This is a genomic window from Alkalihalobacillus sp. CinArs1, assembly GCF_947387515.1.
Taxonomy (GTDB): Bacteria; Bacillota; Bacilli; order Bacillales; family Guptibacillaceae; genus Guptibacillus.
Genome location: NZ_CANDOB010000001.1, coordinates 1,327,217 through 1,338,185, shown reverse-complemented (window position 1 = coordinate 1,338,185; position 10,969 = coordinate 1,327,217). Strand labels below are relative to the sequence as shown.

Sequence of the window (10,969 nt, the reverse complement as noted above, 5' to 3'; positions counted from 1 at the left end):
TCTCGTTACAACCCAACCGAAATATACTTAACCTCCAAATACTCCTCGATTCCATGATGCCCGCCTTCGCGTCCAATTCCGCTTTGCTTAAACCCTCCAAACGGAGCTTGTGGGGTGGAAGGAGCACCGTCATTTAACCCGACGATCCCGTATTCTAGCTGCTCACTGATCCGAATGCCTCTCGATAAGTTCTCTGTAAATAAGTAAGCGGCAAGGCCATAGATCGAGTTGTTTGCACGTTCGATTGCTTCTTCTTCTGTTTTAAACGTAGCGATGGGTGCGAGAGGGCCGAACGTTTCATCTCGCATGCAAAGCATGTCATCGGTTGCGTCTCTTATTACCGTTGGTTCATAGAACAACCCTTCTTTCATTCCGCCGCCTGTCACAAGTGAGGCTCCTTTTGAAAGAGCGTCATCGATATGGCTCTGCACTTTTTCAACAGCATGCTCATCGATCAATGGGCCGATGGCAACATCTTCTTCAAATCCATTACCGGTTTTGAGTTCTTTCACTTTTTCTTCAAGAAGTTCAGTAAAAAGCCCTGCGATGGATTCTTGAACATACACTCTGTTCGTGCAGACACATGTTTGGCCTGCATTTCGGAATTTCGAAGCGATGACGCCTTCAACTGCTTTGTCGAGGTCGCAGTCTTCCATGACGATCGCTGGAGCGTGGCCTCCTAATTCAAGCGAAACCTTCTTCACCGTTTCAGCAGAACCTTTCATGAGTAGCTTACCGACTTCCGTTGAACCGGTGAACGTTAATTTTCTCACTCGTTCATCGGATAACCAGGATTCTCCGATGGATTTGGCGTCTCCTGTCACAACGTTGATCACACCTTTTGGAATGCCTGCTTCTTCAGCTAGTGCTGCTAGTTTCAGTGCGGTGATCGGCGTTTGTTCAGCTGGCTTGATGACGACTGTACAACCTGTCGCGAGAGCTGGTGCGATTTTTCGTGTGATCATTGCGGCTGGGAAGTTCCACGGCGTAATGACTGCCACGACTCCAACCGGCTGCTTGTTTACGAAAAGTCGTTTGTTTTTTTGCATGGCAGGAAGCTGTTCTCCGTACACTCGTTTACCTTCTTCTGCATACCAGGAGATGAAGCCGTTCGCGTAATCGATTTCACCACGTGCTTCTTTTAAAGGCTTTCCTTGTTCTAACGTCATCGAACGTGCGAGGTCTTCTTTATGATCGTTGATTAGCTGATGCCACTTTGTGAGATAAGCGCTTCTTTCAAAAGCGGATAGCTGAGACCAGGGGCGAAAGGCTTCAGATGCGGCATCGACCGCCATCGAAGCTTCGGTTTTCCCTCCGTTCGGTATCGTTCCAATAATGTCTGAAGTAGCAGGGTCGGTAATGTTGATCGTTGGTAAATCTGCACCTAATTCTTCGTCATTGATTCTCATATAGTAATGTTTCATGATAATCCTCCTGCTTACGAGATTTTCTTTTCGCTATCGTTTTCAAGATCTTTCGTAAAGATTTCATCGTTCTCTCCTTTAAAGAAGTTCTTTCCATAGATCAAGAACGTAAGGAGGATACCAACTGCGAACGCCCATGTTGCGCCTTTTGTAGCGAGTACAGCTCCGATAATTCCGGCAATTCCTAGATCACGGTTACTGCGTGATTCGAGAATTCCAACTTTTACACTTACATAACCTTGGATCAATAGGGTTAATGCCAATGCGATGCCGAGAATCGGCTGTACGAGACTTACGATTGGAAGGAGGAGTAGACCTGTGTTCGTCCCCCAGCGGAAAGAACCGGATCCTCCAAAGATCGAGTTCATCGCTTTCTTTCCTTCTTTAAACCGTTCAATGACCACAACCTGCATCGCCGCCCATAGTGGACCTGCCATCGTAACATCGGGTCCAAGAATACTCATGATCGAGTTACGACCACCGAAGATCAAATGAGCACGGTTAGGGTTGTAATCGATATTTTCATCTCGGCGATAATCTTCTGCTTCTTCAACGAGCGCTTTACTTTGCAGGACATCACCGAAGAGAACGATATATGCTGCAAGTACGGTTGGGATTGCAGTCACAAACAGCATAAGTGGCGGGAATCCTAACCCGAATATCGTGTACTCACTCCAAAGTGTTCCGAAGTCAGGGTTAATCAACCCCCATTCGATGGTTGGCCATGGTGCTTCTCCGAAAAGTGGACCGATAATAACGGCTAAAATGATGATTGGAAAGATACCGAGCTTTCCGATCAAGCCCCATAGAGAACTCTGAGTTTTAAGGCGGTTAAAGTGTTTTGAGAAAATGATATAAAATGCGATCCCTACGGCAATTGAAATCGTCCAAGGAAACGATTCAAACCGACCGCCGACTTCGAATACTGAGATGACTGCTGCAAATCCAGCACCTAGTATGATGCCTGATTTAATCGCGGGCGGAACGAAGGTAACAACTTTTCTAGCAAGGCCCGTAGACCCGAGAAGAATTGAGAACAAACCTAGCGTCAGCTGAAATGCGACGAGTGCGTGAACACGTTCAGCTCCTTCAGGGAACGTTGAAACGTACGCCATGATCAGCGGGATGGCTGGAGTGATCCATCCTGGCACAACAGGATCACCTAGAAGGTGGTGCGTTAAATACAGAAGTCCGTTCAAGAGAACAACTGCTAATGCAACTTCGAACGGCATTCCTAATAGCTCGATCATCAAAGGAATCGCAGCTAAGTCGACTGCACACATGAGTAGCCCTTGTACATAATCCGGCCACTCGAATTTGTAGTGAATGAAAGGAAGCCTTAATTTAAACGGCCCCATCGGGATGTATGGTGATTCTTCACCGTCTTTACGATTTTTCCACATGATAAATCCCCCTTATTTGGTATTGCATCAATAAGCAGAGCGATAGATCTCTTCAATGTCGTCTTTGCTAAGCTGGCGAGGATTATTTTTGAGTAAACGCTCCACTTTGCTTGCGTCTTCTGCCATCGCCGTAATCGCATCTTCTGGAATATCGAATGAACGTAGTCCTGTCGGGATATTGACGGAAGAGCAGAGGCGCTTCATCGCATCGACTGCTTTCGTTGCAGCATCCGCATCAGATAGGTGCTCAACTTTTTCACCTAAAGCGGTCGCGATGTCTCTGAATCGCTCGACGCACGCTAGCTTGTTCCATTCCATCACGTACGGTAAAAGGAGGGCGTTACTCACACCGTGAGCAATGTGATAGCGGCCGCCTAGCGGATAAGCGAGCGCATGAACGGCTCCGACCCCTGCATTTCCAAATGCCATTCCGGCCATTAAGCTCGCCGTTGCCATCTGTTCCCGTGCTTCCACGTTGTCTGCTTTTGCGTAAGCCTTTGGCAGGTTGGTCGAAATCATCTTCATGGCTTGTATCGCGAGAGCATCTGTGATCGGCGATGCATGGACCGATAGATAGGCTTCAATCGCATGAACGAGCGCATCGATGCCGCTTGCGGCAGTCACGGACTTTGGCATGCTTACCGTCATCTCAGGTGCTACGATCGCGACATCAGGGAGTAGATGATCACTTACGATTCCTTTCTTCAGCTGTGCCTCCGAATCTGAAAGGATGGAGATGTTCGTTACTTCTGAGCCTGTCCCAGCGGTTGTAGGCAATGCGATAATCGGTGCCCCTTTTTCAGGAACGAGACCAGTCCCAAATAACTCGGACAATGGTCCATCGTAGCCGGAATAAGCAGAAACACTTTTTGCGATATCGATCGCGCTCCCACCGCCGATCGCGATCAAGGCATCGTGGTTTCCTTCTGTAAATCGTTTGGTGCATTCTTCTACGATCGTGAGTTCAGGATCTGGTTTTACTCCTGTAAAAATTCCATACCGTACGTTTTCTAGGAGGGGGGTGATTTGATCCACCATTCCTATCTTTTGGAGGATCTCATCTGTAACGATAAGCGGGTTATGTATTTGTAAGCGCTTAATTTCTTCCGTGAGTTTTTCTGTTGCCCCTTTTCCTGTAATTAGTTTGTTAGCAATTTTGAACGTTGAAATAGACAAACGACATTCTCCTTTCGAGCATTTGCCTATAACTGTTGCAATTCCCATGCCAACTTTCCTTCATCCTTATAAGAAAGCGTTTTACAACGTTTTTGTTCGCAATATTGTTAAAAACTATATGTGCTATGAGTGAAATACTAATCAAAAAAGGAGCATTGATTTAAAACCTAATCAACGCTCCCATTTCTTCATTTTTTGAACGATGGTCGATTGACTCACCTCGAGTACTTCTGCTGCTTTCCTCGTTGTTTTGTATTTTTTCATCGCTCTCGTAATCAAATCACGTTCCACTCGTTCGAGTGCTTGTTTTAGTGGAATGATCTCATCTTGTTCGGTTTTTAAGGGATCGGTCTTAAAGTGTAGTAGCTCACCAGGTAAGTCTGCCAGCTGAATCTTAGGTTGAGGGCTCAAGATGACTAACCGCTCGATGACGTTTTTGAGTTCACGGATGTTACCTGGCCACTCGTATTCGTGGAGCGCATCGAGTGCTTCGATGCTAAACGATCGCTCTGTGTCGTGTTCAGTATTAAACAGGTCGATGAAATGCTGAGCGAGCGGAATGATTTCTTCACGTCGAGCACGTAGTGGAGGGATCTCTAGTGGTACGACGCTCAAGCGATAGTAGAGGTCTTCTCGAAACTGTCCAATAGCGACTAACTTCTTTAAGTTCTTATGAGAAGCCGCAATGATCCTTACGTTCACCTGTTTTAATTTAGAAGAACCGATCGGAATGAATGCTTGATCCTCGATGACTTTCAAAAGTTTTATTTGAACTTCGAGAGGAAGATCGCCGATTTCGTCTAAAAACAATGTGCCGTTGTCAGCGACTTCTAACAGCCCCTTTTTTCCTTTCGATAGCGCACCAGTAAACGCTCCACCCTCGTAACCGAACAATTCAGCTTCAATAAGGTTCGAGGGAAATGCGCCACAGTTTAATTCTAAAAAGCTTCCGCTCGAGCGCTTCGAATGTTCATGGATGTATTTCGCAATCATCGTTTTTCCGACGCCGGTCTCTCCTTGTAGAAGGATTTTCGTATCCGTTTTCGCTGCACGATTGATGAGGGAAAACAGCTCGTTCATCGTTTCACCGAAGAAGAGAGAAGACTGCTCAGGCTGCTTCAGCGTTTGTTTCGTGTTTTGTCTAAGGTTTTTCAAATCTTGAAGTTCATCGATCTGGAGCTTTAATTTTAATAGCTCCGTGATATCTCTCACGCTGTTGACGATGTATAAGATCTCATCATCAGGTGTGAAGATCGGCGTGCCGGAGACGATGATCTTTCTACCGTTCGAGAGCGTTTGCATGAGCGTGATCGGCTTCTTATTTTTGAGAACCTGTAGTGAAGCTGATTTTGAAATGTATCCTGCTTTCACGAGGTCTTCCATATGGTAGCCGAGGACTTGTTCTTCCTTTAGACCTGTAATTCGTTCGTACGATTTGTTTACTTTCACAGGAATGCCGTCACCGTTTGTGATGAAAACCCCATCGTATAGCGAGTTGATGATGTCCGTGAACACTGGATCTTCAAGGAGCGCACTGTACTCATTCTGACTGATGGTGTGTTCGTGCATAGGGAGGTGGCGATCTGCAATCGTTCGTAAAATCTGTCCGATCGACGTACTAACATCGTCTTCTTGCAGGGCGCGCACCAGCTCCTCAACTTCTATATGCCCAAGCGATGCGCCGTTTTCATCGACTACTTCCAACGCATGAACGTCTTCGTTCGAAAATAGCTCGATTGCTTTTTCTATTTTATCTGTTGCGTGGATTTGCATGGCTGTGACCTCCGGGAGAGTGTGGTTGATGATAGTTTATCATGAGTATGAGGTGATTAGTCTTAAAGGAGGCAATATTCACACATTTCACCAAATATTCCTGAAGTTATATTTATGAAGGATATTGAAGAATTTGTAAGAAAAAACGCTGCTATATATAGGTAATAGTCTCTAAACAGAAACACTCCTTTCTCCCTAATTCGGTTAAACTTATGAAAAAATACTACATAATTGATTCAATATGAGGGGGAAAATCGTATGAAAAAATTAATAGTGAACGCATTTCTTGTAACAGGTTTGCTATTAGGAGGCTTCTTAATCGATTTCACTGGGGGCAGCAGTAGTGGAGAACCGATAGAGCTTAGCGGTACATCGCCTTTAAGCGATAAGGATCTTCCACCACAACATACGCCGGGTGGAGGTGATGGAAACTAAGATTGATAGAGCGGAATAATTGAGGGGATTCGTTCGGCGTGGTTTATACAATCCAGTAGAGAAAAGCGAGTTGCATGGGGGCGACTCGTTTTTTTATTTTTTCGTAAAGGTGTTTACTGGAATATATATACAGTTGTTGGGTGTAAAAGTATACTTAGGAAGAATTAAGACTGCTGTAAAAATAGACGGGTAGAAAAGGTGACGATATGGCGAGGGTTGCAAAAAGGGAGACGATTCTTCAGCAGACGAGAGAAGAGTCACTCTTTATGAAGAGAAGGTTAGAAGGCGAGATTGATCGGATTAAGCGAGAGAATAAAAAGGACATCCTCTTTTTATCGATCCTATGGATGTTTGCACTTGGAATCGCATTGTTTTTTATTTTCCCGATCGGATTTATTCTAGGTTGGTTCGTAGGTCGTGAACTGCTCTTACGAAAGTTGTGTGGAGATAGAAGAAATCAGCTTAAAAATTTAGGGAAACATATCAAGCTGCAGCCTGGTGAAGAAGGGGAAAGCAAGGTGTCTGACGTGATAGAGGGGTGGTTACCTGACTCATTTACATTGATGAATGACCTTGTTGTACCGAATGGTCGAAATGGAACTCAAATCGATCACGTCTTGATCGGCCCAGAGAAAATCTATTGTATCGAAACCAAAGACATTACTGGTAGATTCTATCCTCATCGAGATGGGTGGCTATGGTATCCATACAATAGTAGAGGGAAGGTCATAAAGAAAACGATCGTAAAAAGTCCACAGGGGCAATCGATCTATCATGCGAACCATCTCAGGAAGTATTTGAGACGTAATGGCTATTATTTTCAAGTCGAACCGGTCGTTATTATGACAAATTCACGGGGGGTTTGGATGGGGAAACAGGATGCTAAGTGTCCGATCTTTCGGATTCAAGACTTTGTTCATTACGTGAAGAAGGAGAACAAGGGGAAGATTACAAGGGAGAAGAGCGAGGAGCTTGCTTCACTACTGCTGGAGTGTGATCGGGATTATTCTGACGGGTTCTATGCGGCGATAAGGTGACGAGTGACAGGTACCACCCGGTATTTGTCGAATGACCTTTAGGCTGTTCAAATGAATAGAAAAATAGCTTCAGCCTTGGCTGAAGCTATTCGACATGAAACGGGCGGTGACAGGCACCCTCACTAAAATGTTTTGTTTTGTTCTGCGCTCACTTCTTTATAAACGCCTTTCCTCATCCTCATAAAGAAATACAATCCGACGATTGCCCAGCCGGCAAACATAATCCATTCGTATGGCCAGATGAGAGACGCTGGCATACCTGGTAAGTAGAGTGTGATGAAACCGAAGCTAAGGATGAGTGCAAGGTAACCGTAAACCGGCGATTTTGCAGCCCGGAAAGGACGCTCCATATTCGGCTCTCTTTTACGAAGGACAATGAATGATAGTGCGACAAGGAAATATGCAACAACGATTCCAAGTCCGCCAGCATCGACGATCCAGACGAGCGCAGAACGTCCTAATAGCGGTGCTAGCATAGACAAGATTCCGATGAATAACACGGCGTTTGAAGGCGTATTGAACTTTGGATGCAGTCGTCCAAACCATGCTGGGAGCATACCGGACTTTGCCATCGCGTAAAGAACACGACTTCCTCCGATGACGAACGAGTTCCAGCTCGTGATGATCCCAGCTACACCACCAATGATTAAGATCTGAGCAAATAGGTCTGATCCGAATAAGCTTGCGATTGCGTCTGCTGATGCGAGTTCTGTTACGGCTAGCTGCTCTTGATTGAGCCCAAGTCCAACCCCAAGCGCAATCGCAAGGTAGAACAAGATTGCACCTACTACGGAAACGACAAGGAACATGCCGATCTGACGTTGTGGCAAGTTCGCTTCTTCAGCAACCTGAGGAATGACATCGAATCCTACGAATAAAAATGGGACCATGACGAGCACGGTCATGATACCACCGGCTCCTCCAACGAAAGCGGGAGCGAGGTTCGATGGATCCCCGTGGATACCTGACCCGAATATTAAAAGAAGTCCGACGCCAATGATGACGATCGTGAAAAATGTCTGCATGGCAGCTGCTTGCTTAAGTCCTATGTAATTGATCGCGGTGATGATGAGTGCCCCACCTGAGCCGATCAATACCCAGTTTAGATGAACATCCCATCCTGCAACGGTCCATAAGTAACCAGACTGGTAATCAGGGATGAGGTAGTCGATGACGGTCGGTAACGCAACGGCTTCAAACGTTGCGACCGACACGTACCCTAGTGTGATGGCCCATGACGCGATGAAGGACATATTTTCCCCGAGTGCTCTATGCACATATTCATGCTCTCCACCAGCCTTTGGCATGGCGGAGGCGAGTTCAGCGTAGTTCAGTCCCACACAGACGACTAGAAATCCTCCGATCAAGAATGCTAAAACGGCCCCGAACGAGCCAGCGGATGTAATCCAAGTACCAGATAACACGACCCATCCCCAACCGAGCATCGCACCTAGTGCGAGGAAGAGGAGGTCGAACCTCGATAGAACTTTCTTTAACTGTTGTCCTTCTTGCATGCTTGAAACCTCCTATCCTTCTGAAGTGACTAACGTGCTATTCCAAACCGTTCGAACTGCGTCTGAAATGATGGACAAGCCTTCGTCAAGCTCCTCATCCGTAATAACGAGCGGCATGAGGAAGCGGATGACGTTGCCATAGACGCCTGCTCCAAGTACGAGAAGTCCTTGCTGTTGAGCGGTAGAAATCATTTGAGCGGCTAAGCTTTTAGCAGGTGTTTTCTTTTCTAAGTCGCTCACGATTTCAACTGCAACCATCGCTCCGATTCCGCGGATATCGCCGATACAATTTACTTCTTGAGACAATTGGTGGAAGGCATCTTTTACTTTTTGACCGACTTCGTTTGCGCGATCGTTCAGTTTCTCTTCTTCAATCACATCGATCGCAGCGAGAGCAGCGCGACATGCTAATGGGTTTCCGCTGTATGTTCCACCTAGCTCACCACCGTTCGCAGCATCCATCACTTCTTGTCGGCCGATCACGCCACTAATCGGCATGCCTGCACCAAGTGACTTCGATACGGTGATGAGATCAGGAGTAATATCAAAATGCTCAGATGCGAAGTAGGTACCTGTTCTTGCAAAGCCTGTTTGAATTTCGTCCGCTATAAAAAGAATGCCGTGCTCAGCGCATATTTCTCTAACAGCCTTAACAAAGGCTTTGTCAGGTACGATGAACCCGCCTTCCCCTTGAATAGGCTCCATCACAACTGCTGCGATCGTTTCTGGAGCGACGTCTCTTATTAGAAAGTCTTTGAACTGTTCAATCATATGTGCACTATATTCTTCTTCTGTCATAGTCGCAGGCCGGCGATATGTGTAAGGGAAAGGAGCTTTGTACACTTCTGGAGCAAATGGTCCGAAGCCGAATTTGTATGGTTTAACTTTGCTTGTCATCGACATCGTCATAAGCGTTCGACCATGGAAAGCGTTCGCAAATGTGACGATCGCCTGGCGACCAGTGTACTTTCTAGCGATTTTCACTGCGTTTTCTACAGCTTCAGCTCCGCTGTTTTGGAGAAGAACTTTTTTATCGTGCGCGCCAGGTGCGAGTTCAGCTAACTTTTCAGCTAGGGCGATGTATGGCTCGTACATCATGACGTTAAAACCAGTGTGGATGTACTTTTCTACTTGATCATGAAGCGCATCCTTCACTTTTGGATGGCAGTGGCCAACGTTGATCGTACCGATTGCCCCAGCAAAATCGATGAACGTATTGCCATCGACGTCCGTAACTTTTGCCCCATGTGCTTCTCTAGCAAAAGTTGGAACGCCGTAACTAACCGCGTCAGGAACGATTTTTTTCCTGCGTTCTAATAAGTCACTAGCTTTTGGCCCTGGAAGAGGGGTATTGATCGATGCATGTCTCATAGAAAATCTCTCCTTAGCTAAAAATAGATTTGCGTTCAGACAAGTCGTCGAGTGTTGAAAGTAAGTGAGTTTCAATCTCATCGCACATCTTGTCTACATCTCGGTTTCGAAAAGCTTCTAAGATCGCATGATGTTCAGGGATAGACTTCGCTTCTTCAGTTGGTATGGTATAAAATTCGTCTTTCAAGATCAGGTAGCAATCGGACCATTGGTTTAAACGCTCGATTTCCTGAAGTAGAAACGTGTTGTTTGAGAGTTTAGCAGGGAAGGCGTGAATGAGGGAGTTGATGGTTAGAAATGCCTCAAAATCCTTTGATTCATATGCCTCAAGCTCACGCTTCAATAACTTCTCCATCTCAACAACGTCTTCATCTGTCATGTTTTCGATTGCTAGCTCAGCAGCATACCGTTCGATGACGACGCGCAGGCGAAACACATCCTCGAGCTCTTTGTCAGAAGGGTTGCACACGAATGCCCCTCGATGAGGGATCAGCGTGAGAAGGCCTTCACTCTCGAGGCGTTTAAAGGCAGAGCGAATTGGAGTCCGACTCATTTTCAATTCCTGGCTTAGCCATTCCTCTGTTACGCGCTGGTCTGGGTTTAACTTCTTGAGCATGATTGCTCGCTTTACTTTCTCGTACGCAAGTTCTTCGTTTCGTTTTTTTTTCATTTTTATTGATCCCTCTCGATTGTGTTCATGTATTGTATACAATTTCTTCGCTGTTATTTGCCATGATAACCCAATTTATTCTAAATTTCTAGTATTTTCAGAAAATAAAGAATGCGGTGCCTGTCACCACCCGGTTTTTGTCGAACCATATTATGGTAGTATGTAC

The 10,969-nt window shown here is 45.8% G+C and carries 9 protein-coding genes; 2 read left to right on the top strand and 7 right to left on the bottom strand.

The window, feature by feature from the left end; all coding sequences use genetic code 11:
• Positions 1-5: 5 nt before the first annotated feature.
• From PFZ69_RS06865 to PFZ69_RS06850, 4 genes are all read right to left on the bottom strand, one after another.
• Entirely contained in the window at positions 6-1,424 is a 1,419-nt protein-coding gene (locus tag PFZ69_RS06865) for an NAD-dependent succinate-semialdehyde dehydrogenase (RefSeq protein WP_270180264.1), read from the bottom strand.
• Positions 1,425-1,438: 14 nt separating this feature from the next.
• Positions 1,439-2,830, bottom strand: a complete 1,392-nt coding sequence (locus tag PFZ69_RS06860; RefSeq protein ID WP_270180633.1) for a hypothetical protein — start codon at positions 2,828-2,830, stop codon at positions 1,439-1,441.
• A 24-nt stretch (positions 2,831-2,854) separates the two neighbouring features.
• Positions 2,855-4,003, bottom strand: a complete 1,149-nt coding sequence (locus PFZ69_RS06855) for an iron-containing alcohol dehydrogenase (protein ID WP_270180263.1) — start codon at positions 4,001-4,003, stop codon at positions 2,855-2,857.
• Positions 4,004-4,174: 171 nt separating this feature from the next.
• Positions 4,175-5,776 carry a sigma 54-interacting transcriptional regulator gene (locus tag PFZ69_RS06850; protein ID WP_270180262.1) on the bottom strand — a complete coding sequence of 534 codons (1,602 nt, stop codon included), beginning with the start codon at positions 5,774-5,776 and terminating at the stop codon, positions 4,175-4,177.
• 258 nt (positions 5,777-6,034) lie between these two features.
• On the opposite strand from PFZ69_RS06850, the gene PFZ69_RS06845 reads away from it, so the two are divergent.
• Both PFZ69_RS06845 and PFZ69_RS06840 read left to right on the top strand, forming a co-directional pair.
• Complete coding sequence (locus PFZ69_RS06845) at positions 6,035-6,211, top strand: hypothetical protein (protein WP_270180261.1); 177 nt, start codon at positions 6,035-6,037, stop codon at positions 6,209-6,211.
• Positions 6,212-6,417: 206 nt separating this feature from the next.
• Positions 6,418-7,248, top strand: coding sequence for a nuclease-related domain-containing protein (locus PFZ69_RS06840; RefSeq protein ID WP_270180260.1), 831 nt, complete (start codon positions 6,418-6,420; stop codon positions 7,246-7,248).
• Positions 7,249-7,370: 122 nt separating this feature from the next.
• Here PFZ69_RS06840 and PFZ69_RS06835 read toward each other — a convergent pair whose 3' ends face one another.
• From PFZ69_RS06835 to PFZ69_RS06825, 3 genes are read right to left on the bottom strand one after another with little or no spacing between them, the layout of a single operon-like run.
• A complete protein-coding gene (locus PFZ69_RS06835) occupies positions 7,371-8,762 on the bottom strand; it encodes an APC family permease (RefSeq protein WP_270180259.1) in 1,392 nt (463 codons plus the stop codon).
• A 12-nt stretch (positions 8,763-8,774) separates the two neighbouring features.
• Positions 8,775-10,133 carry a 4-aminobutyrate--2-oxoglutarate transaminase gene (gene gabT / locus PFZ69_RS06830; protein ID WP_270180258.1) on the bottom strand — a complete coding sequence of 453 codons (1,359 nt, stop codon included), beginning with the start codon at positions 10,131-10,133 and terminating at the stop codon, positions 8,775-8,777.
• Between the two features lie 13 nt (positions 10,134-10,146).
• Positions 10,147-10,803: a GntR family transcriptional regulator gene (locus PFZ69_RS06825; RefSeq protein ID WP_270180257.1), complete on the bottom strand. Its 657-nt coding sequence runs from the start codon at positions 10,801-10,803 to the stop codon at positions 10,147-10,149.
• Between the last annotated feature and the right edge of the window lie 166 nt (positions 10,804-10,969).

Excerpts from the sequence above, each read along its gene's own strand:
- PFZ69_RS06865 (WP_270180264.1), bottom strand. The coding sequence starts at position 1,424 with ATGAAACATTACTATATGAGAATCAATGACGAAGAATTAGGTGCAGAT.
- PFZ69_RS06850 (WP_270180262.1), bottom strand. The coding sequence starts at position 5,776 with ATGCAAATCCACGCAACAGATAAAATAGAAAAAGCAATCGAGCTATTT.
- PFZ69_RS06845 (WP_270180261.1), top strand. The coding sequence starts at position 6,035 with ATGAAAAAATTAATAGTGAACGCATTTCTTGTAACAGGTTTGCTATTA.
- PFZ69_RS06835 (WP_270180259.1), bottom strand. The coding sequence starts at position 8,762 with ATGCAAGAAGGACAACAGTTAAAGAAAGTTCTATCGAGGTTCGACCTC.
- gabT (WP_270180258.1), bottom strand. The coding sequence starts at position 10,133 with ATGAGACATGCATCGATCAATACCCCTCTTCCAGGGCCAAAAGCTAGT.
- PFZ69_RS06840 (WP_270180260.1), top strand. The coding sequence starts at position 6,418 with ATGGCGAGGGTTGCAAAAAGGGAGACGATTCTTCAGCAGACGAGAGAA.
- PFZ69_RS06825 (WP_270180257.1), bottom strand. The coding sequence starts at position 10,803 with ATGAAAAAAAAACGAAACGAAGAACTTGCGTACGAGAAAGTAAAGCGA.